At 63.6% G+C, this 23,752-nt stretch carries 19 protein-coding genes; 2 read left to right on the plus strand and 17 right to left on the minus strand.

Annotated features, from left to right (window positions below; genetic code table 11):
• Positions 1-4 precede the first annotated feature (4 nt).
• From JJB74_RS03800 to JJB74_RS03850, 11 genes are all read right to left on the minus strand, one after another.
• Positions 5-1,627 carry an OmpA family protein gene (locus tag JJB74_RS03800; RefSeq protein WP_200590457.1) on the minus strand — a complete coding sequence of 541 codons (1,623 nt, stop codon included), beginning with the start codon at positions 1,625-1,627 and terminating at the stop codon, positions 5-7.
• Between the two features lie 2 nt (positions 1,628-1,629).
• A complete protein-coding gene (locus JJB74_RS03805; RefSeq protein WP_200590458.1) occupies positions 1,630-2,547 on the minus strand; it encodes a type II secretion system F family protein in 918 nt (305 codons plus the stop codon).
• Positions 2,548-2,557: 10 nt separating this feature from the next.
• Positions 2,558-3,421: a type II secretion system F family protein gene (locus JJB74_RS03810; RefSeq protein ID WP_200590459.1), complete on the minus strand. Its 864-nt coding sequence runs from the start codon at positions 3,419-3,421 to the stop codon at positions 2,558-2,560.
• Positions 3,418-5,184 carry an ATPase, T2SS/T4P/T4SS family gene (locus JJB74_RS03815; protein WP_200590460.1) on the minus strand — a complete coding sequence of 589 codons (1,767 nt, stop codon included), beginning with the start codon at positions 5,182-5,184 and terminating at the stop codon, positions 3,418-3,420. The genes JJB74_RS03810 and JJB74_RS03815 overlap by 4 nt, the downstream gene beginning before the upstream one ends.
• A gap of 104 nt (positions 5,185-5,288) precedes the next feature.
• Positions 5,289-7,367: a pilus assembly protein N-terminal domain-containing protein gene (locus JJB74_RS03820; RefSeq protein ID WP_200590461.1), complete on the minus strand. Its 2,079-nt coding sequence runs from the start codon at positions 7,365-7,367 to the stop codon at positions 5,289-5,291.
• A gap of 21 nt (positions 7,368-7,388) precedes the next feature.
• Positions 7,389-8,366, minus strand: a complete 978-nt coding sequence (cpaB, locus tag JJB74_RS03825) for a Flp pilus assembly protein CpaB (protein WP_200590462.1) — start codon at positions 8,364-8,366, stop codon at positions 7,389-7,391.
• A gap of 14 nt (positions 8,367-8,380) precedes the next feature.
• Entirely contained in the window at positions 8,381-8,557 is a 177-nt protein-coding gene (locus JJB74_RS03830; RefSeq protein ID WP_200590463.1) for a hypothetical protein, read from the minus strand.
• Positions 8,554-9,363, minus strand: coding sequence for a hypothetical protein (locus tag JJB74_RS03835; RefSeq protein ID WP_200590464.1), 810 nt, complete (start codon positions 9,361-9,363; stop codon positions 8,554-8,556). The genes JJB74_RS03830 and JJB74_RS03835 overlap by 4 nt, the downstream gene beginning before the upstream one ends.
• A complete protein-coding gene (locus JJB74_RS03840) occupies positions 9,360-10,157 on the minus strand; it encodes a hypothetical protein (RefSeq protein WP_200590465.1) in 798 nt (265 codons plus the stop codon). Before JJB74_RS03840 ends, JJB74_RS03835 begins: the two co-directional genes overlap by 4 nt.
• Positions 10,154-11,647, minus strand: a complete 1,494-nt coding sequence (locus tag JJB74_RS03845) for a pilus assembly protein TadG-related protein (RefSeq protein WP_200590466.1) — start codon at positions 11,645-11,647, stop codon at positions 10,154-10,156. The genes JJB74_RS03840 and JJB74_RS03845 overlap by 4 nt, the downstream gene beginning before the upstream one ends.
• A gap of 8 nt (positions 11,648-11,655) precedes the next feature.
• Complete coding sequence (locus JJB74_RS03850) at positions 11,656-11,922, minus strand: hypothetical protein (protein ID WP_200590467.1); 267 nt, start codon at positions 11,920-11,922, stop codon at positions 11,656-11,658.
• Positions 11,923-12,212: 290 nt separating this feature from the next.
• Between JJB74_RS03850 and bfr the strand changes: the two genes are divergently transcribed.
• Positions 12,213-12,686 carry a bacterioferritin gene (gene bfr / locus JJB74_RS03855; protein WP_200590468.1) on the plus strand — a complete coding sequence of 158 codons (474 nt, stop codon included), beginning with the start codon at positions 12,213-12,215 and terminating at the stop codon, positions 12,684-12,686.
• A 48-nt stretch (positions 12,687-12,734) separates the two neighbouring features.
• Here bfr and JJB74_RS03860 read toward each other — a convergent pair whose 3' ends face one another.
• The gene (locus tag JJB74_RS03860) at positions 12,735-13,343 is read right to left on the minus strand and encodes a glutathione S-transferase family protein (protein WP_200590469.1); all 609 of its coding nucleotides are present in this window, start codon (positions 13,341-13,343) and stop codon (positions 12,735-12,737) included.
• A 229-nt stretch (positions 13,344-13,572) separates the two neighbouring features.
• Between JJB74_RS03860 and purB the strand changes: the two genes are divergently transcribed.
• On the plus strand, positions 13,573-14,943 hold the full coding sequence (gene purB / locus JJB74_RS03865; RefSeq protein ID WP_200590470.1) for an adenylosuccinate lyase: 1,371 nt from the start codon (positions 13,573-13,575) through the stop codon (positions 14,941-14,943).
• A 62-nt stretch (positions 14,944-15,005) separates the two neighbouring features.
• On the opposite strand, the gene JJB74_RS03870 is transcribed toward purB, so the two are convergent.
• From JJB74_RS03870 to JJB74_RS03890, 5 genes are all read right to left on the minus strand, one after another.
• Complete coding sequence (locus tag JJB74_RS03870) at positions 15,006-18,656, minus strand: hypothetical protein (RefSeq protein ID WP_200590471.1); 3,651 nt, start codon at positions 18,654-18,656, stop codon at positions 15,006-15,008.
• 211 nt (positions 18,657-18,867) lie between these two features.
• Positions 18,868-19,812, minus strand: coding sequence for a protein translocase subunit SecF (gene secF, locus JJB74_RS03875; protein WP_200590472.1), 945 nt, complete (start codon positions 19,810-19,812; stop codon positions 18,868-18,870).
• A 23-nt stretch (positions 19,813-19,835) separates the two neighbouring features.
• Positions 19,836-21,695 (minus strand): protein translocase subunit SecD, encoded by a 1,860-nt coding sequence (gene secD / locus JJB74_RS03880; RefSeq protein WP_200590473.1) that lies wholly within the window; start codon positions 21,693-21,695, stop codon positions 19,836-19,838.
• Positions 21,696-21,759: 64 nt separating this feature from the next.
• A complete protein-coding gene (yajC, locus tag JJB74_RS03885; RefSeq protein WP_200590474.1) occupies positions 21,760-22,089 on the minus strand; it encodes a preprotein translocase subunit YajC in 330 nt (109 codons plus the stop codon).
• 101 nt (positions 22,090-22,190) lie between these two features.
• On the minus strand, positions 22,191-23,702 hold the full coding sequence (locus JJB74_RS03890) for an ankyrin repeat domain-containing protein (RefSeq protein ID WP_200590475.1): 1,512 nt from the start codon (positions 23,700-23,702) through the stop codon (positions 22,191-22,193).
• Between the last annotated feature and the right edge of the window lie 50 nt (positions 23,703-23,752).

A 23,752-nucleotide genomic window follows, 5' to 3' on the forward strand; every position in this document is an offset into this window, starting at 1 on the left:
GACCTCATTTCTCCTTTTGCGCGCGAGTGATCTCGACCACCACGCGCCGGTTCGGCGCCAGGCAGGCAATGCGCTCTTCCTGTGTCCCGGCGCAGGCTTCCAGCGCGACCTTCGGCTCGGCTGCGCCCATGCCTCGCACCGAAATTGGCACGTCCGGAAAACCCCGGCTTTTCAGATAATCGCGCACCGCTTCAGCACGCGCGGTCGACAGTCGGGCATTGACCGCTTCGCTGCCGAGCTGGTCGGTGTAACCCGAGACGCGTACCGATGCGATGCCCTGCCCTTCAGCCTGCGCCGCCTTCGCCTCCTCGATCAGCGCATCCAGGTCGGCCAGGCCGTCGGCGCGCAGCGTGGCCTGGTCGAAGTTGAACAGCACATCCGCCGACAGTGCATAGCTCTGCGTTGGCTGTACCTCGGCCCGGCAGGAGAAGCACCCCCAGGCGCCGCAGACTGGCGGATCCTGCCCGATGGCCGGTGTGGGCGTCTGCGGCGCGCCGACGCCGGGTCCAGGGACGCCAGTACCGGGCGGATGCGTGGACGGTGGCATATCGGCAGGCGGCTGCGGCGCCGGCTCCTTTCCATCGGCCGGCGAAATCCAGACCGGCTCGCTCCATTCAATGGCGTCGCTGTGCATGTGCAGCGTGACTTCCGACACCATGTCGATACGGCCCTCGGCATGCAGCCTGCGCACAAAGGCATCGCCGCCGCCAGCCGCATCGTGCGCCTGCAGCGCCGCCTGCATCAGTCTGCGCACCAGCGGCACTTTCGGCGCATAGCCATGGGTGATGCGCAGCTTCAGCAGATTCGCGTCGAACAAATTCTGTTGCGACGTCGGACCGATGCGCGCCGGATCGCGGAATGCCAGGCCGCTGTTCGGAATCACCCGTGCGCCGGTCTTCAGCAGTGCCTGCAGCGCCGGATCGTTGAAATCGTCGAAGCTGGCGCGACCAGGATTGAGCAGTTCGATGCGCAAGTTGCCGCGCATGTCGGCCCCGGCGCGAACACGCGCGGCCGCGATCTCCACGTCATTCGCGCCGCCGCCATACAGCGGAGCCAGACCGCGCAGATAGGCGTCGCGTATCGAAGCGAGGCTGGCGTTGTGCATGCTGCCGGCGCGGGCCGCGAGAAAGGCTGCGTGGTTGACGCCGTTCCTTGCGAAATACAGGAGGCTTGCCTGCAGCACGCCGAGGCCGATCATCGTGAGTACCGGCGCGATGATGACAAACTCGACCATGGCCGCGCCGCGCTGGCTTTTTAGGCCCGTGCACGGCGGCGACAGGCGCGCGTGCTCGAGCCGATCGCCCGGCGCGATGCGGTAATACGCAATGCTCCCTGGCGCCAGTTCGAGCGTATGCGCCGCACCGGCAGCGCGATGCGCGCGCCATGGCGGCACCCTCGGCACGCAGCACAGCACCCGGCCACCGGCGTCCAGGAACACCAGGTCCAGGCTTTGCCGCATGAAACAGGTATGCACCGCGCGACAGCGGGTGATCAGCATCCCTTCGTCGATGCCAAGCGCCGGGGCGCCGATCAGCCCGACAAGGCGGCTCGCAAAGCGCTCCGCCAGGCGCAGTCGCAAACTGTGGCTGCCCCTGGCGGTCCTCAGCGTCGCGACGTCGATGCGCATGTTCACAGGCCGGCATGCATGAACTTCATCGCGATTGGGAAAAACAGCACGATGAAGGTGCAGGGAAAGATGAAGGCCAGCAGCGGAAACAGCAGCTTCACCGGCGCCTCCATGGCCAGTTTTTCCGCCCGCAGGAAACGCTCGACGCGGCGCTGATCGGCTTGGGCGCGCAGAATTGGTCCCAGATTGGTGCCCATGCTCTCCGCCTGGATCACCGCGGTGACGAAGGCGCTCACCGCAGGCTCGTTCAGGCGCGCGGCCAGGCTGCGCAGCGCGGCGGCACGCGGCTTGCCGGCGCGGATGTCGCGCAGCAGGCGCTGAAAAGCTTCACGCAGCACGCCCTTCGGCCCCTTGACCACCGCCTGGTTCAGCGCGCCCTGGATGTTGAGCCCGGCCTCGACGCACAAGGTGATGATGTCGAGATAGAACGGCAGCGTCTTCTGCAGTTCGCGCCGGCGCTGCGCGATGCGCTCGCGCAGCCAAATGCCAGGATAGGCCCAGCCACCGAGCGCGCCGAGCAAGGCGGCGCAGGCATAGCGCGACAGTGGCATGCTGGTTGCGCCGTGATCAAACGCGCCCAGCATCCAGCACAGCAGCGCGGCTGTGCTGACCGCGGCAAGCGCACGGCTGGCAATGAACTGCGCCGGACTCAGGCTGAAATCAACGCCAGCCTGGCCGAGACGGATCAGCAGGCGATCGACGCGTTGTGCCGACAGAAGCGGCTGCAGGAAATGCGCGAGCCAATGAATCGGCCACCACAACAGGCGAAATCCCGGCGGCGGCGCATCCCGGTAGCTGCGATCTTCGGGCGGCACCGCGGCAAGCGCACGGCCGGCTGCCCAGGCCAGCAGCGCGAAACCAGAGCCGAAGACCAGCGCGAGCAACAGTGTGACCGGGATCGTGGAAGACAGGCTGGACATCGTTCGCTCCTCAGACATCGATGGCAACGATGCGGCGAATCAGCAGCACGCCGAAGGTTTCCAGCAGGCCGATCGCCACAAGCGCGGCCCAGCCAATGCGGCTGTGCCAGAGATAGGACATCGCTTCAGGCTCCATCCGGTCAAGGATCAGCATCAGCAACAGCGGCAGCAGCGCCACTACCCAGGCCTGCAGCTTGCCCTGCGCCGTCAGCGCACGGATCTTGCCTTCCATCTGCAGCCGGCTGCGTATCGTCTGCGCGGTGCGTTCCAGGGTTTCGGCCAGGCCGCCGCCGGTTTCGCCGGCGATGCGCATTGCCGATACCACCAGTACCGTCGTCTGCGTCGGCATGCGCCGCGCCAGATTGGAGAGGCTCTGCTCCAGCGTCACGCCCAGCCTCCCCTCGCGCAAAACCAGGGCAAATTCCTGCGCCAGCGGCGCCTCCGCTTCGGCCACGAGCTGCTGCATCGCCGCGCTCATGCCAACGCCCGCGCGCAGGCCGCCGCACAGCATCATCAAGGCATCCGGCAATTGCTCCTCGAAGCGACGCAGCCGGCGTCGGCGCAGGGCCGCATACAGCAGACGCGGCAGCAGCGCCAGCAACAACAGCGTCGGCAGCGCGAAGGCCAGGCTGCCAGTAACCAGCCATGCGGCCAGCGCACCGGCCAGCATGACGCCAAGATTGGCGACAAACAGATGGCGCGGATCGATGAACAGAAAAAATTCCTGCGCCTGGAAGCGGGTGCGCTCGGTGAAGTGCTCGCGATAGCGTGTCATGGCCGCGGCGCCGGCGCGCAGCATGAACCAGGCGAGCAGCGTGGCAGCCAGGGCAACGGCCATCAGCACCGCAAGTTGCAAGGCCGACGGCGCGCTCATGGCACGTCTCCGATGCCAGCGCTGCGCGTCGACTCCACCGGGTTCGCCGCGAACAACCCCATGTCCAGCGCCGTGCCGCAAGCGCGCAATTCCTCATAAAAGCTCGGCACCACCTCGCAGCCGGTGAAATGCCCGGCAACGCGCTTGCCCGGTCCGGTGTAACCGCAGTTGACGAAGCGGAACAGTTCCTGCATCTGTATCTTGCCGCTCTCGATGCCGGTGACTTCGGCGATGCACGACACCTTGCGGCTGCCGCAGGCATAGCGGGTCTGCTGCACCACGATGTGCACCGCGCTGGCGATCTGCTCGCGGATGGCCGCCAGCGGCAATTCCATGCCGGCCATCAGCACCATGGTTTCCAGCCGCGCCAGGCCATCACGCGGCGTGTTCGCATGCAGCGTGGTCAGCGATCCCTCGTGGCCGGTGTTCATCGCCTGCAGCATGTCCAGCGCCTCGGCGCCTCGGCATTCGCCGACGACGATGCGGTCCGGCCGCATGCGCAGCGTGTTCTTCACCAGTTCGCGGATCGGCACCGCCCCCTTGCCTTCGACATTGGCCGGACGCGATTCCAGGCTGACCAGGTGCGCATGGTTGAGCTTGAGCTCGGCAGCGTCTTCCACCGTAATCACCCGTTCGCCGGGCGGAATGAAGTTCGACAGGATGTTGAGCAGCGTGGTCTTGCCCGAGCCGGTGCCGCCGGAAACGATGATGTTCTTGCGCGCGACCACGCAGACCTCGAGAAAGCGCGCCATTTCCGGGCTGATCGCCTCGAAGCCAATGAGATCGGCGGCATCGAGCTTGCGCCGCGCGAACTTGCGTATCGTCAGACACGGCCCCTTCAAGGCCAGCGGCGGAATGATTGCATTCACGCGCGAGCCATCCTTGAGCCGGGCATCGACCATGGGCGAGGATTCATCGATGCGGCGCCCCAGCGGCGCGACGATGCGCTCGATCACGCCGAGCACCGCGCGCTCGCCAGTGAATGCCAGCGGATGACGAAACAGCCGGCCGGCGCGTTCGACATAGATTTCATCGTGTCGGTTGACCATGATTTCGGTCACCGCTTCATCGGCCAGCAATTCCTCCAGCGGGCCGAGACCAATCGCTTCATGGATGACCTGCGTGGCGAGCAGATCGCGGTCAAGTTCGCGCGGCAATTCGGCCTCGGCTTCCTGCAGGATCTGGCGCACCAGGCTTTCGGTTTCGCGGCGCAGCTGCGCATCCGACATGCCGTGCACATCCTGGCGACGCAAATCCATCGTTTCCAGCAGGCGCGCATGCAGGCGCTGGCGCCAGGCGAATTCCAGCTGGCGCAGCGGCGGCTCGATTCGCGTCTGCGGTGGTTCGGTCCCCGTCTGCGGCAGCTTCATCTGTGCTCGCGCCGTGGCGGCTGGCGCATCGTGCGAAGGCGCCGCGGCGGTGGACGGGGACAGTGGCGCGCACACTGCCGCCGGCGCATCGGCGTGCGAGGTCTCGCCTTCGAGTATGCGCAGACGGTATGCGCCGATGCCGATCAGATCCGCGCCCGACAGCGGCCCGTGTTGTCCGATGATGCGCTCGCCATTCACCGTGACGCCGCCAAAGGCGCCGAGGTCTTCCAGCACCACGCCGGCCGGCGTGGCGAACAGCCGCGCATGCTCGCGGGCAATGCGCCAGCCTTCGAGCCGGATTTCACTTTGCGCCGCCTTGCCGATCATGCAATCGTCCGGCACGCGCAGCGTGCGACGGGCGCCGTCGGCGTCCAGCACTTCGACTTCGAGCATGACTTACTCCGTGTCGTCGGGGTTCACACGCGGCATCGCCGTTTGGTGTGGTGGTAAATGAAGCTGTGCTGCCATGTGGCCTAACCCGGCAGACCGGGCGCCCATCACCGCGCGGCGCGCGGCATTCCTTCCTGCGGCGCCAGCCACTGGGTCGCCACCCAGCCGCGCCGACCATCGATTTCCACCGCGCTCCAGTAGCCGCGCTGCGCCTGCGGCAACAGGCGCACGATCGTGCCGGCCTGAAGCTTGCGCAGTACCGCGGCATTAATGTCCGGAGCTACCCGGAGCGCGAGCCTGTCCAGCGTCACCCGCATCTCGCGCGGCGGCATTGCCTGCGTCGGCGCGGCTTGCGCCGTGATCGGCGCGAGCGCTGCGCCGCGCTGTTCGGCCGTCGCGTCGCGTCCGCGCGCCCATGTCGCCGCGTCGGCCTCGCTCGCCGGCGCGACAGCTTCGGCTTCGACCCAACCGGCAATCTCGCCAGCGACGACATGACGCCAGCGACCATCGGGCGCATCGCTCTCCCCCAGGCGCAGCCGCGCGCCGCGCGACAAGCTCAACAGGATCGCGGCATCGCGCGCTGGCTCGGCGCGCAGCAGCGTGTGGGCGCGCCGTGTGACGAGCAGGCTGCCGCCGGCATCGGACGTAGCTGAAGTCGCGGCATCGGCATGCGGCCCCTCGGCCTCGCTCCGTGCCGGACGGAAGCTGCCGGGATCCTGCCCCGGCTGCAGCGCATCGCTCAGGTAAGGCGGCGGGCCCATGGTTTGCTCGAGCCTGCGCTTCGTGCTGGTGATGCGCTCGGCAAGCTCGGGCGTCTGGCTGTCGACCACCGTCGGCGTGACGAAGACCACCAGTTCGGTCTCCTTGTTCTGGAAACGCTTTGAGCGAAACAGCGGCCCCAGCACCGGCAAATCGCCGAGCAGCGGCACCTTGTCGATGTCGGTGCTGGTCTCTCGCGACAGCAGGCCGCCGAGCACGATGGTTTCGCCGCTCTTCACATTGAATTCGGTGCTGGTCTTGCGGGTGCGCAGCCCTGGCCCCGCGGGCGTGGAAATCGCGGCATCGATGGAGCTGACTTCGCTATCGATCTTGGCGCGGATCACGCCGGCGCTATCGACCCTGGGTTGAATTTCCAGCTTCACGCCATAGGGCTTGAACAGCACGGTCGGTCCATTGATCGTGGAGACGGTGTACGGATATTCGCCGCCAGCGAGAAAGCTGGCTTTGGCGCCGTTGCGCGCCGAGAGCTGCGGCTCGGCCAGGATGGCGGCGCGGCCGTTTTGTGCCAGCAGATTCAATTGCGCATTCAGCCCGAGATTGACGCCGGACAGAATGTTGAGCCCCGAGGGCAGCGGCACGCCGCCCTGCCCGCCGCCCCCGCTTTGCGGCGACGTGATCGGCGCCGCATTGCCGCCGCCGCTGTTCTGGACATTGATCTGATACGGTCCGTCGCTGCCATAACGCAGCGGCGCCCAGATCGCGCCGAGCGCACCGCCGCCGGCCGGCGTCCAGCGCACGCCGACCTCGGACAATGCACTCAATGGAAACTCGGCGATCTTCACATCCAGCAGCACCATGCGCTCCCAGCCGAGGCGGTTGGTGAAATTGACGATCTGCGGATAGCGCTTGCCGAGTTCATCGATCTTGTCGAGCTCGACATCGGACAAGCCATCGCCTTCGACGATGACCTTGTCGCCGATGACGGAAGCCCGTGCGCGCGGCATCGCAGACAGGAAGGCGGCGATCTCGCGGGCATGGCGGCTGGTGTCGCCCGGGACGATGTTGATCTTGATGCGCTGATAGCGGCCATCCTCGTTCCAGACGAAAAGCGAAGACGTGCCGACCTCATTGGCGAAGATCAGGGTTTCACGGCCATCGAGCGCGGCGGCAGTCATGATGCGGCCATTACCGACCGCGATGCGCGAGACGCCCGGCGTAGGGAAAACCCGTGACTCGCCGACGAACATCTCTATCTCGGGCAACTGCGCACTATCGTCATCAACCCGGATCGGTGCATACGGCGCTTGCGCGGCGGCCGGATGCCTGGCGCGCTTGAGGGAATCGGCGAAGACGTTGCGTGGCGAGGACGCCGCTGCCGTGGCGACCGGCGTGGCGTCGGCGAGCGCTTGCCCTGCACAGGCAAGCGCAGCAAGACAGGGCATCAGGCTGCGGCGGAGAATCGGCATGGCGTCATTGGCATGGCAGGACTAGCGGCGAACGCCATCGGCGCGCTGTGAGGAAAGAACGGGAACGGCGGTCATGGTCTCGGCGCTTGCCCGTGCGGAATGCGCTGACAGCTCGGGCTGCGCAATGGATGGCGGATTTGCGATGTAAGCCGCCGCGGCATTCGATGCCGCGCCCGATGCGCCGCGCAACTGCAGCGCCTCCGGCGGCAGCTTCAGCGGCGTGCCGCCGTACAGTACCGGTACCTCATCCACATCGCGGGCGCCGCCGAGCAGCGCTGCAAGGTCGAACGCAGCGCCGCGGGCATGATCGCGATCGGCCGGGTTGCGCAGCAGCGCAGTGATCCTGCCGGTTTCCCGCGCCAGGATCAGGCTGGCGGCCTGCTGCGGCGTGACGTCGACGGTGACGGTAGAAAACTGGCGGCGCTCTCCGGTGGCGGGATCCTCCGCGGCGCGCTGGCCGGTCGCCATCACGCGCACGTCCTGCACCAGTGGCAAGGCCAGCCTTTTGCCCTTGCGCTCGATGCTGGCGAGCATGTCGATGCTGTCGCCCGGCTCGAGCATGCCGGAAATCGAGTTGATTTCATCCACCGACAGCGTCATTGCCCGGCGGCCGGCCGCCACTCTGGCGGAAAAGCTCGGCGGCCGCTGCGACTGCAGAAGCCCCCAGAGGATCATCTCGCCATCCTTCACATCGACCTGCAATACGCGACCTTCGAGCTGCCGGTAGTCTTCCGGCCGCACCGCGCCCGAAGGCGCATAGTCCTTCGGCACCGCGCGCAGCGCCAGGCTGTCTGCCTTCAACGCTTCGCCACGGCCGATGTCGCGCCGCGCCACCACCACATCGACCGTGGCACGGCGCGCCTTGGCCTCGATATCGGCAAGTCGGCCGGAGAGAAAGCGATTCGCGGCCACGGTGGCGAACAGGCCGATGCCGAGCGCCGCCGCAGGCAACAGCCAGGCTTTGCGAACGCGCGGAAAGGATGGGAGCCTAAGTTTCATCGCATCAGTCGGGATCAGTCGGGAACGGAGATCGCATGAGTAATCTTCTGGTAGCCGGCACGAAAGGCCTGCACCAGTTGCCAGAGAACGCTGTCACGGTCGGCCATGCCCAGGCCGAGTGCTGCCGCGATCGCGGCGCAGATCACCGTGTATTCCATTGAGGATTGGCCACGGCTGCGAGCCTGTTTCATCGCCTGCTCCCTTCATGCCCGATGGCGCGTGACGTACCGGCCGCATCGCCTGCATGGGTCCAGCTGCCTGGATTGGTGCTGCCGATGTTGTCGATGTTGTCGATGGTATCGAGCACGACCGTGCTGGAACCATCGGCACGGCGCAGGATGGCTGCCACCGCTTCCCGGCCCGGCGCAGCGAACAACAGCGCTTCTTCCTCCCGCGTCTTGCTCGCATGCCGCATGAGCAGGCCGTCTTCGCGCATGGCCGCCTCCAGCGCGTTTCGATTCACCTCGGCTGTGGCCGTGTTCGACAGCACGCGCTGGCGCCATGATCGGCCGCCGTCACGGCTGCCCTTATCGGACAGCACGCGCGTACCGGCCGGCAGCCGCTCCAGCCAGCGTCGAACATCCGCCGCTGCGCCACCGTCCGGCCTCTCATGCGCCATGCTGGCCAGCGCGACGATGCCGCGCGCGCCGGAACCAGCCTCGGTGATTTGCACCGTCAGGTAGCCATCCCGTTGCGGACGTCCGAGCACGATGCCCCGGCCGTGCGGCAAGGCCGTTCTTGCCAGCGGCTCGCCCAGGGACTGCGCGAAGCGCTCGGCGAGGCGCTGTGGTGGCAACGCGGATACGAAGCCGCAAAGGCGCAGGCTCATGTCGCCAGCCTTCAGCTCGCGCCCGATGTCGATGCGTTGCGCCTCGGACGGCAGGCGCCAGCCGGTTTGCGCCGTCGCAGCCTGCGATTGCGCTTCCCGCGGTAATGCAAGCCACAGGACCAGCAACAAGGCCGGCAGGCAGGTCAGCGACGGAATAGCTCTCTTCATTGCGCCGCCTCCCGCGGCACCACCCGGTCGCTCGGCACCGCATCGCGCCAGCGCTCGAGCGCGCCGAAGGAAGGCGCTGCCACATCGTGCAGGTCGACCAGTTTCATGGCGGTGCCAAATATTCCTTCGATCGCCTGCAGCGGCTTGTTCACCCCGGCCAGCGGGCCGAAACGCCTCTCAACCTGCGCCGGTCCATTCGCCGTCCAGGCATCCAGCAGCACGCTGGCATGCCGTTCAATGCGCAGGTTCAGGCGGTCGAACGGTTCGATCAGCTTCAGGCCGGCGGGCAGGTTCGCGACATCCGCCGAGACATTGACGTTGTAGATGCCATCCGTGTGCAGCCCGGCCTTTGATGCCAGCATGAAGCGCTCGGCGTCGCTTGCCGCGGTGAAAGCGTCACGGTGTGTCTTGCCATGCGACGGTCCGAAGGACAGCCGCACCGCCGTTGCCGCGCCGACGAGTGGATGCGCCCACGGATCGCTCCACTGGGGTCGCGATGTGAAAGACTGCGATCTGTCTTCGGTTGATATCGCTACGCCGGCGCTGAAGAAGCGCTGCGCCAGTTCGCGCTCGAGCTGCTCGGGCTGCTTGAATTGGTTGTGACTGTCGTTGCGCAGCAGCCCATCGAATGCGGCATAGCGGCTCGCCAACTGCGCCTGGTGTGCGATGTCCTGAATCTTTCCGATCAGCGGCAGCAGCAGGAACAGTGGCAGCAGCACCAGCGAAATCACGAGAAACTCCGTCAACGCCTGTCCCCGAACAGCGTCGATACACAAGGGCGCGGGGCGGCTCATGGCTTCCCTCCGCCGCTGTCGCGCGCGTCGATCAATCGCACCTGCCAATACGGATTGAACAGGCTGGCCAGCTCGCGCGGCTTGCCGAAGCGCTCGCCCCAGGCATTGTCCGCGCTGTCTGGTGGCCTGGCGAAAAATACCTCGGCCGCCGCGCTTGCCGCCATTCGGCCGGAGGCAAAGTCGCCATGGTAGGCAGTCACGCTGACGCGTCCCGGCGTATCTTCCGCCTGGCGGATCACCGAGCGCCCCTCGGGGATGGCAAGGTCGCCGCGCTCGCGCGACAGCGTGACCGTCAGGCCGAGCCGCGGCTCCGGAGAGTCGATGCGAAGCCATTCCGGAGCCAGGTCGAGATAGCCCGGCAAGCCGCTGTAACGCGCCCACGCCTGGCTCGACACATAGGCATGCGCGCTCGGATTGGTGGCCGCCGAGCCGCCGAAACTGGCAGTGCCGTCGTCGCCATCTTCGGCGCTCGCATACGCCGCCTGTCCGCCCCAGGCGATCGGCTGCTCGGCGCTGCCGCAACGCGGAAACCAGCGTCCGGTATTGCGCACTTCCCAGTAGGATTCGGTGTCCTCGGCCTTCCATTCATCGTAGTTGACCAGCTCCGTGCCGCCGCGGCGCTTGACCGAGTTCCTGCGGTTCGCCGCGACACACGTCCATTCCCAGGGCGGCGGCGATGGAGCGGCGCCATCCGCATTGCGCTGCTTGACGAATTCGTCGCTCCAGGCTGCTTCTTGCGCGACATCGGCGAAGCGGCCGCGCTCGTTGCCCTGGTAGAGACGCAGAAATCCGGCCCAGCCGTCGCTGCCCGGCTTCACGCTCGCCTTGACCGGCCCGTCGCCACGGTAATTGGCGTCGGCAACCTGCTGTATCACCTGGTCGCGCAGGGAGGAAAACAGCGATGCGCCGGCCGCATCGCCGCTGCCGTGCACCAGGCGACGCGCGCCGAGGATGGCGGCCTTGCTGGCTTCGACGATATCCACCAGCGTTTCAGCGATGTCGGGTATCTGTTCGGCGACGGCCTCGACGGCGTCGCCGGTGTACTGCGCCATCAGATAACACTTAGCCGCGTACTCCGGTCCATATTTGAAAGCCGCGCCGATCGCGAAGCCATATCCTTGGGGATCCAGGCATTCGGGGAACTGGTAAGGCAGCATCGACGCGTGCTGCTGCGCATATTGCGCCCACGACGACAGGCTCACCATCTGCGCGATCAACACCTCGTTGGCTACCAGAGCGCGATTCGAATAGGCGTCGTAATTCAGCGCGCGCGCCTGCATCAGCGCACCGGCATGCGCCGCCGCGTCGGCGGCATTGATGAGCCGGGTCTTCTCGGCCGTCACCTGGCCGAGATTGAACAGCAGATACAGCCCCGCCAGGCCGGCCAGAAGCAGGCCGATGCCATAGACCAGCGCCTGGCCGCGCTGGCGCCGCGCGAAGTGCACAGCCAGTGCCGGTCGATTGCGGCAGGCGATGCGCTGCGATGCCATGGCGCGCCCTACTTGGCCTTGTCGGCGCCGTCGGCGTACTTCGCCAGGCCCTTGGCGGCCTGTTCGGCATCGGTCTTCGCTGCCGCGCTGGCAGCGGCGCTCATCGCCGATGCGCCGGAATTGCCGCCGACTTCATTGGCGATCGCGGACATCTGGCTGCGTATGGTCTGCCCGAAGAACTGGTACACCGCGATCGCCGCGACGGCGATCAGGGCCACGATGATGATGTATTCGGTCATGCCCTGACCGCGCTGCGGCGTCCTGGTTTTTTGCATGGCAAACACTCCCCTTGTATGAATGGCGCCGGCCGGATCTGCTTGCCGGTGACGCTGGGTGGCTGGAATCGCGGTCGTGGAATGCGACCGCCGCGCGCCAGTATAGGAAGGGTCGCTTTGCTGAAAACCTGTCGAATTTAACAGTTGAAGACCAATAGACTTAACAATATTGCGCCGGATCGATGCCAGCGACATTTGGTAAGCGGCGCCTGAAATTGTTGGGTTATCATCGCCTTGGCGCCGCACACAGGGAAGCGCGGCGCTTCTCTCACAACAACAGCGAGGAATCCATGAAGGGCGATCCGAACATCATTCGGCTGCTCAATGCGCAGCTCACCAACGAACTCACTGCGATCAACCAGTATTTCCTGCATGCGCGCATGTATCGACACTGGGGTTTCGAGCGGCTGGGCAAGAAGGAATACGAAGAATCCATCGGCGAGATGAAGCATGCCGACAATCTGATCAACCGCATCCTGATGCTGGGAGGCCTGCCCAATCTGCAGGCCCTGAACAAGCTGCTGATTGGCGAGAACGCCGAGGAAATGCTGGACTGTGACCTGCAGCTCGAGCGCGCCGCGCACCAGACTGTAACGGAAGGCATCGCGGCTTCTGAAGCGGCTGGCGACTATGTGTCGCGCGAGATCCTGGTCGCCATCCTCGAAGACACCGAGGAGCATATCGACTGGCTGGAAACCCAGCTGGAACTCATCGGCAGAATCGGCATCCAGAATTACCTGCAATCGCAGATGGGAGAGGAATGAAAAACGGCGCGGAAAGCGCCGTTTTTTCCTTGCTCGCGAAGACGATGCTCACTGCGGCATCGTATCCCGGAACGAGGGGCGCTCCGAGATGCGGTCGAAAACTTTGGCCAGGTTCGGATATTCATCGCGCCAGCCGATCTCGGGAAAGCGGAACGCCAGCCATCCGAGCGCGCAGCCCAGGGCCACATCGGCCAGCGTGAAGTGATTCCCCATGCAGTAGGGCTTGTCGCCCAGACCGCTCGCCATCGCCTTCAGGCCGGCGTGTACCTTGCCCATCTGGCGCTCGATCCAGGCCGGGCTTTGCTGCTCCTGCGGCCGCAGCGTGCGTTCCAGCCGTACCAGTATTGCGGCATCAACCGCGCCGTCGGCCAACGCTTCCCAGCATTTGACCTGCGCGCGCTCGCGGCTCTGTGTGGGAATCAGCTTGCCGACCGGGGTCAGCGTATCGAGATATTCAACAATGACGCGCGAATCGAACATCGCTGCGCCGTCTTCCATGATCAGGCAAGGCACCTTGCCCAGCGGATTCGATTGCGGCACAACGCTATCCGGGCCCCAGACATTGTCCAGCACCAGCGCGTAATCCAGCTTTTTTTCCGCCATGACAACGCGCACCTTGCGCACATAGGGACTGGAGAGTGAGCCGATGAGTTTCATAGATGATGTTTGGAAAGGATGCGGCCGATTATAGCATTGACAATCCGACCATCTTCGTACGGGCCTGCCGCGCCGAGGGGAACGCCAATGTTAGAATGGCGCCCTTGCCGGCGACGCGCTCGTTGCATGGGCCCGTACCAGGCCGGTGCATGTACCGGGTTCCACCAAGCTTCGCGGCCGCGCCGGGCCGGCTTCCCACCGATTCCGCTTTCATCCACTTTCCACCGCCATGTCCAGTCTCTCCGCACTGACCGCCCTTTCCCCGCTCGACGGCCGCTATGCCGCCAAGACCGACAAACTGCGCCCGATTCTTTCCGAAGCCGGCTTCATGCATCACCGCGTGAAGGTCGAGCTGGCCTGGCTGCAGGCGCTGTCGGAAGCGGGCCTGCCCGAAATCCGGCCGTTCTCGACTGAGGCGCGCGCGCTGCTCGAACGCATCGCCGCCGAGTTCAGCGAAGCCGACGCGGCGCGCATCAAGGAAATCGAAGCCGTCACCAACCATGACGTAAAGGCGGTCGAATACTGGCTCAAGGACAAGGTCAAGGACATGCCGGAGCTGGTGGCTGCGTCCGAATTCATCCATTTCGCCTGCACCTCGGAAGACATCAACAACACCTCGCACGGCATGATGCTCAAGGCCGCGCGCGACGAGGTGATGCTGCCGGCGCTGCAAGCCGTGATCGACAAGCTGGCCGAACTCGCGCATGCGCATACGGACGTGCCGATGATGTCGCGCACCCACGGCCAGCCGGCCAGCCCGACCACGCTGGGCAAGGAAATCGCCAACGTGGTGGCGCGACTGCGGCGCGCGGCGCAACGCATCGCCGCCGTCGAGATACTCGGCAAGATGAATGGCGCGGTCGGCAATTACAACGCGCATCTGTCGGCGTATCCGGAAGTCGACTGGCCGGCGTTTTCGAAGGGCGTCATCGAAGAGCGCCTCGGCCTGGTTTTCAATCCCTACACCATCCAGATCGAGCCGCACGACTACATGGCCGAGCTGTTCGACGCGGTCGCCCGCGCCAACACCATCGTGCTCGACCTGGACCGCGACATCTGGGGCTATATTTCGCTCGGCTACTTCAAGCAGCGCACCCGCGCCGGCGAGATCGGCTCGTCGACGATGCCGCACAAGGTCAACCCGATCGACTTCGAGAATTCCGAGGGCAACCTCGGCATGGCCAACGCCGTGCTCAAGCACCTGGCGGAAAAGCTGCCGGTCTCACGCTGGCAGCGCGACCTCACCGACTCCACCGTGCTGCGCAATATCGGCGTGGGCTTCGGCTATGCATTGCTGGCCTACGACAGTTGCCTGCGCGGCCTGAACAAGCTCGAAGCCAATCCGGCGCGCATGGCCGAGGACCTGGACGCAACCTGGGAAGTGCTGGCTGAACCGGTGCAGACGGTGATGCGTCGCTATGGCATCGAGAATCCGTATGAGCAGCTGAAGGAGCTGACCCGCGGCAAGGGCATTTCGAAGGAGGCGCTGCAAGCCTTCGTGGCGACGCTGGCCATGCCGCAGGAAGCGAAGGACAGGCTGCTGGCGATGACGCCGGCGAGCTATACCGGCATCGCAGCGAGGCTGGCGAAGGAGATCTGAGGCGCTTGCGCCGCCTTCCCGGCAGCCATGGGCCTGCCGGGAAGGAGGCCCATGACGAGGCTTCAGGTTTTCTTGACGCCGCCCTTGTTCCCGTAGTCATGGATGAGGAACCTCTTGATTAGCCCGCCAAGATTCGACTCGGTGATCATCGCGTCGAACTGCTGCAGGGATGCCCTATCCATGTTCGGCTTTCTTTGCAGAAGATCGTCGAGCATTTGCCTGGCCGACTTTCCATTCTTCCCTATGGAAAGCAACAATTGCTGTTTTTGGTCGTCGCTCAACGACGAGTCCAGAACGGAAGCAACGTAGGCACTCATTGCGCGGCGACTTCCTGAAGCCATCGCGATTTGCAATGGGGTATAACCATCTTCTCCGTAAGGCTTCAGCAAGGCATATTTGTCTTCGATTTGCAAGTCCGAAGACAGCACGGCCTCGACATACGCCCCGACCGCGCGGAATTCATCGTTTTCCATTGCGTTGAACAACGCAGGATTTCCACTGGCGTCCTCGGCGAGGATAAAGCTGATCGGCCTGATATGGCTGCCAGTTACAGCGTATTCGATCATCGCCCTGATATACCCGGTAACCGACTGTGCCTTTCCATTTCGAAGCGCCGCATGAAAGGCGGAGGTCGCTTTTTCCCGTTCCTGGCGCACCAGGCGGCGCCCCAATTGCTTGCACTCCTTGCGCTCACTCTCGGTGAATCGAGACATCATCGCGAACAGGGACTCATCACGCGCCTTGTCCCATTGCAGTTTGGCGTCCGCATCAACCCTATCGAAAGGCTTTTCGAATGAAACTGGGGTGGATGTGAAGTAAGTGATTTTGCCGTTATCCGCGGCCTTGCTCTTGGGAATACCGTCGTTCGGGAATTTTTTCAGATAGATCGCCTTTACAGCCAAATAATAGGCAGTCAATCCTTTTTCCCTATAGTCCACATTGGCATCGGCCACCGACGTTTGCCCGGAAAGCAGAGCCGCCTTCTCATCGGGGGCGAGCGTTTTGTCCTCGCAGATGGCGCGCACCATGCTGTATACCAGGCTGGCATCATCCTTCATCAAGGCAAGCCGAAATGGAGAATTGCCGTCCTTATTCGGCGCGGACAGCATGCCAATCACATCGCGAATATGCTTTTCGTCAAACTGCAGCAAACCTGTCATATAGGCGTAAACGCTCGCTTCCATCTTTGTGCTATCGCTTTGTATTGCGCACAGCAAGCCTGGCGTGCCGTCGTTACGTTTCGCTTCGAGCAGCGCGAGCTTTTCATCCGCGCCTAGCTTGCCCAGTCCCGCAACGATGTCGATAAACTCCCTGATATTGTCATCGCGCCCCAGGATGATGGCTAACTCCATTGCGCTTGGGCCGCTACCATCGATTCGCCTGAGCAAACGGTTCAAATCGCTCTTCCGCATATCCGATGCGTCGAGCTTGCCCAGATATTCACGCGCAACATGGATGTTCCCGCTGACCATCAAGTGCTGCAGCAGCGGCAGCGTGGGTTTATTGTCCTGGTCCGGCACCATATCCTCGAGCAGTATCTTGCAGGACAGCGGCGTGAGCGTGCTGGCGCATACGCCGTGGATAAAGGACGTCGCGTTGTCGTAGGCAACATCGTCGATGGCACGCAAGGCCGCATCATGCTCGAGTTCGAGCACGCTTAGCAGGAGACAGATGCTACGGTCGGGCAGCCAGGTCGCGCCGGGCACACCGCTCTGCCCTTCCAGCAGCAACAACTCCCGCACGATGTCAAGAATCGTCTCCGGGGCCGAAACGGGTTGGGGCGTTGCGGTCGTGGCGTCCGTTGGCGCGTTGCTCGTCGCAGTGGCGCTCCTGACATCTCCGGTATTGGCGGGCGCCGGGCTGGCGTTGCCCGGCTGCCGTGCCATGAGATCTGTAGCCAATTCCCGCATGCAGCCGTGCAGTGCCTCTTCGATACCGTCGGCGATGATGTCCAGGCTCAACAAACTTTTAAAATCCTCGATGGCCCTAGGTTCACCGGCCAGGATGCCCCGCAGCACCGCGGAAGCAGTATGTTGAATCTCCCCGCGCAAGCTCTTGGCGCCAGGACATGCCGACGACTGAAAAAACGCCAGAACCAGCAGTTTTGCGCCCAGTTTTTTCTTCAATGCGGACATGGCATCGCGGATTGCGGCCTTGTCCTTCATGCTTTTAAAACTATCGATTGCCACTGCCGTAGCTTCCAGTTGGGCCTGAACGTCAAGCCTGCTGCCGGCGATTTTTGCCGCCAACTCGTTCCATGCCTTTCTAGTTGTGGCGCCCTTCACATCTCTGCACAGCGCGGTGAATTCTTCCATCGCCTGATGGCATGATGCCGCGGAAGACTCTTCGCTTGAATCATCATCGTCAGCGCCTTTGGCTTTGTAGTACCTGCTCAATACCTGGTGGGCCCATTGCCGCAATTGCGCATCCGGCAGCGCGCGTGCACAGCGCCAGGAACGCTCCAGCACCTCCGCCCGGCTCTTCTTTGGCAACGCGAATGCCATCTCGACCAGCGCGCCGAGTAGCTGCCAGCGAAGTTCCTTATCGCAGCCCGCCTCCAGCAACTGCAGCAAGCCCCGGCACTGCTCGAGGCTGGCTTGCGAGCTGGTAGGGACATCGCGATCACCCGTATCGGGGACATAGCGCGGCTGCAGCGTGAGTGCGGCCATGCGTTGCGAGCGGCGTTTTGCCCTCTCCGGTCTTTCCGAACGGGGAGATTTCTTCAGCTTTGTCCGCTTTTCCGGCTCAGGGGGTTGTTTGCCGTCGATCTCAACTTCGGTCTTGGCTTCGGCCTTCTTGGGACGAATCGAAGTGAACTTATCCAGCTTCGGAGACCGGGCGGATGATGGAGGTGTTGTGCTGGAGGATGGTGCCGGTGTCGCAGGCAGCACAGCTGGGGTTATGGTTGCCGAGGCGGGTTTGGTCCGCTTGCTGCTATCGGGCTTGAGTGATTGGGGCGTCGAAGGCGATACGGGTTGCGGTGGTTCGTCCTGGCTGGAGCGCGAGGCTGACTCGTCTTTTTTCGGTGTCGCGCTCGAACTGGCAAGCTTTTTCGCATTGGTCTTCTTCGCAGGCCCACCGCTGTGCGAATCGCCATTCGTGGAGGAAGACGGCACAGATGAGTTTCGCTCATTTGAAATGTTTTGGTCAGCAAGGACGGAGTCTATAGCGGCCTCAATCTCTTCTGGTAATGCTTCCTTTTTGGTTGCGCCACTGATGGGATCTGGCACAGTCTTTTCCGCCTTTTCATGCTCCTCACTGGAACTATTGTCTTCCGAAGCAGCGAACTCGGCGTCTCCCAGACCTGCTAGCCCCGGATTAGCCTCCGCAATGATGCTAGGCGTGCGCCGCTTTTTTTCAAGGTCAGCTTGCTTGCCTGAATTTTTCGCCCCACTGTTCGACTTAATGGGGGCTTCATCCTCCGAACTGCTGCTGATCTCTTCAAAAAACCCCGGCGCAGGTTTCTTCGAGCTGACACCCGGCTCACTGCCCTTCGGCATTGGCATCTGTGAGGAATTTACTAAAGGAAGCGGCAATGGAATGGATGCGTTGGCAACCTCTCCCACCCCATGGGCCGTATTAAAGATAAAGGACGGCTTGTATCCCAGGCTTGGTTTTTCCTGCGGCACAGCTGAAGTCGGCGGCGATCCACCCCCTTGGGCAGAATTGACATGCGAGCCTGCAGCCGAGGCGGCGCCAATGGATGTAGCCATGAAATCCCTCCTGAAAGATTGTTGCGCAAGCGACCGACATTGGCCGCAAAACAGGAGGGTATGTGGCAAAGAAACGTAAAAGATTCACGCGAACGCGTTGACAATAAACAAACGCCGGGTCGACCCGGCGTAAGGCACCTTGGCGCCAGACCGACAGCCATTGCAGCGCCGGTCGGAAAACAAGCCGGGAGCGCGCGGCGCTCCCGAACCTTCACACCACCGCGCCGCCGGTGGTGTCCTTTTCCTTGGCCGGCTTCAACAGATCCTCGCGCTTGACGCCCAGCCACATCGCCACCGCGGCAGCAACGAACACCGACGAATAGATGCCGAACAGAATGCCGATGGTCAGCGCGACGGCGAAGTAATGCAGCGTCGGGCCGCCGAAGATCAGCATCGACAGCACCATCACTTCAGTGGAGCCGTGGGTGATCACGGTGCGCGAGATGGTGCTGGTGATCGCATGGTTCATCACGTCGGCGGTAGAGAGCTTGCCATAGCGGCGGTCGCGGAAAGTTTCGCGCACCCGGTCGAACACCACCACCGATTCATTGACCGAATAGCCGAGCACCGCCAGCACTGCGGCCAGCACCGTCAGCGAGAACTCCCACTGGAAGAAGGCGAAGAAGCCAAGGATGATGACCACGTCATGCAGGTTGGCAATGATGGCAGCCACCGCGAACTTCCATTCGAAGCGGAAGGCAAGGTAGATCATGATGCCGATGACCACCATGCCCAGCGCCATCAGGCCATCATGCGTGAGTTCGTCACCCACCTGCGGGCCGACGAACTCGACGCGACGCAATTCGGCGCCATTATCCTGGGCCTTCAGGCCATCCATCACCTTCTGGCTGACCTGGGTCGAGTTCATGCCCTTTTGCGTCGGCAGGCGCACCAGCACATCCTGCGCGGTGCCGAAGCTCTGCACCTGGCTGTCGGCAAATCCCATGCCCTCGACCGACTTGCGTATCGCCTCGACATCGGCCGGATGCGAATAATGCATTTCCATCACGGTGCCGCCGGTGAATTCGATCGACAGATGCAATCCCTTGTGAAACAGGAAGAACACCGCGGCGATGAAGGTGATTGCCGAGATCGCGTTGAACACCAACGCGTGGCGCATGAAGGGAATGTCCCTCTTGATGCGGAAAAATTCCATGACTGTGTTTCCCTATGCGTGGTTCAGGTGTTCGGCTTCCAGACCTGGCCGATCGAGATGCGCGAAAGCTTCTTGCGCCGGCCATACCAGAGGTTGGCTACGCCGCGCGATACGAACACCGAAGAGAAGATCGAGGTCGCGATGCCCAGGCAGTGCACCACCGCGAAGCCGCGGATCGGGCCGGAGCCGAAGATCAGCAGCGCCACGCCGGCGATCAGCGTGGTGACGTTCGAGTCCAGAATCGTCGCCCAGGCGCGGTCGAAGCCGACCGCGATGGCCGCATGCGGCGTGCTGCCGTTGCGCAGCTCCTCGCGGATGCGCTCGTTGATCAGCACGTTGGCGTCAATCGCCATGCCGAGCGTGAAGGCGATTGCCGCGATGCCGGGCAAGGTCAGCGTGGCCTGCAACAGCGACAGCGCCGCGATCAGCAGCAGCAGGTTCACCGCCAGCGCGAACACCGAGAAGGCGCCGAACATCAGGTAGTAAATGATCATGAAGATCGCGATCGCGGCAAAGCCGTAGATCGTCGAATGGAAGCCCTTGGCGATGTTGTCGGCGCCGAGCTGCGGGCCGATGGTGCGTTCCTCGATGATCTCCATCGGCGCGGCCAGCGAGCCGGCGCGCAAGAGCAGCGCCAGGTCGGTAGCGGCCTGTGGCGAACCCATGCCGGTGATCTGGAAGCGCGCGCCGAGCTCATCGCGTATCGTGGCCACCGTCAGCACCTCGCCGCGGCCCTTCTCGAACAGCACGATGGCCATCAGCTTGCCGATCTTGTCGCGCGTGGCTTCGCGCATGCGCCGGCCGCCGTCGCCGTTCAGATCGATGCTGACCGCCGGCTGGTGGTTCTGGTCGAAGCTGGCGGTGGCATTGGAGATGTAGTCACCGGTGATGATCGGATCCTTGTACAGCACGACCGGGGCGCCGCGTCCGACCTTGAACAGCTCGGAGCCGAACGGGATCGTCGCGCTGTCTTCGGTCCCGCGCTGCACCGACTCATCCACGAAGCGCACTTCCAGCGTCGCGGTGCGGCCGATGATGTCCTTGGCCCGGGTCACGTCCTGCACGCCCGGCAATTGCACCACGATGCGGTCCGCACCCTGGCGCTGGATCACCGGCTCGGCCACGCCCAGCTCATTGACGCGCTTACTCAGCGTGGAAATGTTCTGCTGTACCGCGTCTTCGAGCGTGCCCTTCAGCGCCTGCGGATTCAGGCTGACGATCAGCGACGGCTCGGTCGCCGTGCCGCCGTCCTTCAATACCGCATCCGACAATTGCGCCGACAGGATGTCGCGCGCGGCGTTGCGAGACGCTTCGTCATTGAGCCGCACCTCGACGCTGTCGCCGCTGCGCGAGATGCCGGCATAGCGCACTTTCTTGTCGATCAGGATGCTGCGCACGCTCGACTGCATGCCCTGCAGCCGCTTGTTGATCACCGCCTTGGTATCGACCTGCATCAGGAAATGCACGCCGCCGCGCAAGTCCAGGCCGAGATACATCGGGAAGGCATGCAGGCTCTGCAGCAGCGCCGGGGTATTGGGCAGCAGGTTGAAGGCCGCGACATAGGTCGGGTCGGCCGGGTCGGTGTTGAGTTCCTTCTCCAGCAGGCCCTTGGCCTTGAACTGGGTATCGGTGTCGGCAAAGCGCACCCGCACCGAGCCCTGATCGCCGGCGCTGTCGTAACTGATGGCCTGGTAAGGCAGGGCCGCCTTCTTCAACGCTGCCTCGACCTGACCGGTCAGGCTCGAATCGATCTTCACCGTGGCCTTGGCGCTGCTGATCTGCAGCGCCGGCGACTCGCCGAAGAAATTGGGCAGGGTGTAGATCACGCCGAACAGCAGCGCGATCGCGATGAGGATGTTTTTCCAGAGGGGATAGCGGTTCATGGCTGGGAAGGATGGAAAGCGGCGGCGGGGTTGGCCGCCGGGGCGGGACCCCGGCGTGGCGCGCTTACAGCGACTTGATGGTGCCCTTGGGCAGCAGGGTAGTGACGGCGACTTTCTGCACCACGACTTCGGTGCCGTTGCCGATGTCCAGGGTGAGATAGGCATCGGCCACCTTGGTCACACGGCCGAGCAGGCCGCCGGAGGTGACGACTTCATCTCCCTTGGCCAGCGCGTCCATCATCGATTTCTGTTCCTTTTGACGCCGCATCTGCGGACGAATCATCAGGAAGTACAGCACCACGAACATCAGGATGATGGGAAGGAAACTGGTCAGGCTGCCCTCGATGCCGGCGGCGCCGCCAGCCGCCTGGGCGTAGGCATTGGAAATGAACATCAACTGCTCTCCGTTATGGGTATGGTGGTGGTGGAACGTCGAAAGACCCGGCATTTTAGCACCGGATCATCGCGCATCCCGCACCGCGAAACGAAGAGCGATCAGTGCGTGTTCCGGTCGAGCTCGGCAGCAAGCGCGTGCTCTTCCTCCTGCGTCAGGGTGTGATAGCGCAACAGGTCGTAGGTGTCCTGGCCGAAGGCATCCTGGTCTATGGCTTCCTGGGCCAGGCCCTCCTGGGCATCGAGCATCCGTTCAACGATGTCCAGCGCGGTGCGACCAAAGGCATCGACAGCGTTGGTATTGCAGCCTTTGGCAAGCAGCAACTGCACGGCTGTCTCATTGGCTGCCGCGCATGCGAGGTGCAATGATGTGCTTCCAGCACGATCAGCGGCATCCGGATTCGTGCCAGCGCTTAGCAACGCCGTCATTTCCTGGGTCTTGCCGAGCCGGATGGCGCAGAGCAACGGCGTATCGCCATTCGCGTCCGGAATTTCCGTATCGGCGCCCTTTTTGAGCAGGGCCACGCACCTGTCCAGGCCCCTCTCCCTCTTGATCGCCAGATGCAGCGCCGTGTCGCGGGACTGATTCACGAGATTGATGACCGCGGGCACGGCAAGCAATTGCACCACTTCGGAAAAATCTCCCTGTACTGCCAGGTGCAACAGAGAATTGCCGTGGCCATCCAGTCTGGCGATGTCCGCGCCCGCCTCCATGAGACCGCGCAGCAAATGAAACCGATCTTCAAGCGCCGCTCGCTCAACCAGCTCTGCATCGCGCGCTTGCGCAGCGCTGGGTCGCCAACCTTGGCTGGCAATGACTTCAGCCACATCCAGCCGCGAACGCTCGATGGACTGAGCGAAGATCAGTTCAGTCAATTCGGCCGGGTCGCGCATTTTCGCAAGCAGGTCTGTGGGTATTTGAACAATGGCTCTGGCCCTGGTGCGATCCGGATTGAACAGCGTCAGCACGTAGCTGTTTGCATCGCTTTCATCGGTAATGACGAAACCATGTCGAAGCAGGTTGGCCAAACGCGAGCGCATTGCTTCATCGTCATCGGCCGACCTTTCGTCATTGCTCGAATCCACTGGTGGCAAGTCCGCATCAACACCGCCTGCCGGGGAGGACCGGGAATCGGACAGCGCGAAAGCATGGACCAGGTTGGATGTGATCGCTTGTTCACCCCGCCGTGAATCCGCCCTGCCCCCCCGGGGCAAACGCGCGGCTTCCGGCGCCGTTGCAGGACTCAGGCGCACGCGCTTCGGCGACGGCTGCAACGGCAAAAAATGAAATGCGCTGCCAGCCGTACGCTTGCGGCTGTGTCCAGGAACCGTGTCTTGCGCATCGGCTTGCGCTGAAGAGGCGGCCGGGCCGCTCAGCCAGGAAATTCCGTATTCGACCTGAACATCATGCTCCGGGCTTTCTTTGCCGTCCTGTACCGGGGCGAACTTCTCCAGTATCGACAGCTCGCCATCCTGTGCATGCACACTTGGCGCATGCCGATGGCCAGGATGCGCCGCTTCCCCGGACTGTGGCTGCGGAAAAGGTGGAATGGGCGATGGCGGCGTCGGGATGCTGCCAGTGCGATTGAAGCGTTGGTCTGCGGGTTGACTCATGCTCTCTCCTTTGCGGTAGGTGTGCGCTGCCGCCTTCAGCAAGCGCGGGA

The sequence above is a fragment of the Noviherbaspirillum pedocola genome, assembly GCF_016632335.1.
Classification (GTDB): domain Bacteria; phylum Pseudomonadota; class Gammaproteobacteria; order Burkholderiales; family Burkholderiaceae_D; genus Noviherbaspirillum_A; species Noviherbaspirillum_A pedocola.

Excerpts from the sequence above, each read along its gene's own strand:
- JJB74_RS03800 (WP_200590457.1), bottom strand. The coding sequence starts at position 1,627 with ATGCGCATCGACGTCGCGACGCTGAGGACCGCCAGGGGCAGCCACAGT.
- JJB74_RS03805 (WP_200590458.1), bottom strand. The coding sequence starts at position 2,547 with ATGTCCAGCCTGTCTTCCACGATCCCGGTCACACTGTTGCTCGCGCTG.
- JJB74_RS03810 (WP_200590459.1), bottom strand. The coding sequence starts at position 3,421 with ATGAGCGCGCCGTCGGCCTTGCAACTTGCGGTGCTGATGGCCGTTGCC.
- JJB74_RS03815 (WP_200590460.1), bottom strand. The coding sequence starts at position 5,184 with ATGCTCGAAGTCGAAGTGCTGGACGCCGACGGCGCCCGTCGCACGCTG.
- JJB74_RS03820 (WP_200590461.1), bottom strand. The coding sequence starts at position 7,367 with ATGCCGATTCTCCGCCGCAGCCTGATGCCCTGTCTTGCTGCGCTTGCC.
- cpaB (WP_200590462.1), bottom strand. The coding sequence starts at position 8,366 with ATGAAACTTAGGCTCCCATCCTTTCCGCGCGTTCGCAAAGCCTGGCTG.
- JJB74_RS03830 (WP_200590463.1), bottom strand. The coding sequence starts at position 8,557 with ATGAAACAGGCTCGCAGCCGTGGCCAATCCTCAATGGAATACACGGTG.
- JJB74_RS03835 (WP_200590464.1), bottom strand. The coding sequence starts at position 9,363 with ATGAAGAGAGCTATTCCGTCGCTGACCTGCCTGCCGGCCTTGTTGCTG.
- JJB74_RS03840 (WP_200590465.1), bottom strand. The coding sequence starts at position 10,157 with ATGAGCCGCCCCGCGCCCTTGTGTATCGACGCTGTTCGGGGACAGGCG.
- JJB74_RS03845 (WP_200590466.1), bottom strand. The coding sequence starts at position 11,647 with ATGGCATCGCAGCGCATCGCCTGCCGCAATCGACCGGCACTGGCTGTG.
- JJB74_RS03850 (WP_200590467.1), bottom strand. The coding sequence starts at position 11,922 with ATGCAAAAAACCAGGACGCCGCAGCGCGGTCAGGGCATGACCGAATAC.
- bfr (WP_200590468.1), top strand. The coding sequence starts at position 12,213 with ATGAAGGGCGATCCGAACATCATTCGGCTGCTCAATGCGCAGCTCACC.
- JJB74_RS03860 (WP_200590469.1), bottom strand. The coding sequence starts at position 13,343 with ATGAAACTCATCGGCTCACTCTCCAGTCCCTATGTGCGCAAGGTGCGC.
- purB (WP_200590470.1), top strand. The coding sequence starts at position 13,573 with ATGTCCAGTCTCTCCGCACTGACCGCCCTTTCCCCGCTCGACGGCCGC.
- JJB74_RS03870 (WP_200590471.1), bottom strand. The coding sequence starts at position 18,656 with ATGGCTACATCCATTGGCGCCGCCTCGGCTGCAGGCTCGCATGTCAAT.
- secF (WP_200590472.1), bottom strand. The coding sequence starts at position 19,812 with ATGGAATTTTTCCGCATCAAGAGGGACATTCCCTTCATGCGCCACGCG.
- secD (WP_200590473.1), bottom strand. The coding sequence starts at position 21,695 with ATGAACCGCTATCCCCTCTGGAAAAACATCCTCATCGCGATCGCGCTG.
- yajC (WP_200590474.1), bottom strand. The coding sequence starts at position 22,089 with ATGTTCATTTCCAATGCCTACGCCCAGGCGGCTGGCGGCGCCGCCGGC.
- JJB74_RS03890 (WP_200590475.1), bottom strand. The coding sequence starts at position 23,702 with ATGAGTCAACCCGCAGACCAACGCTTCAATCGCACTGGCAGCATCCCG.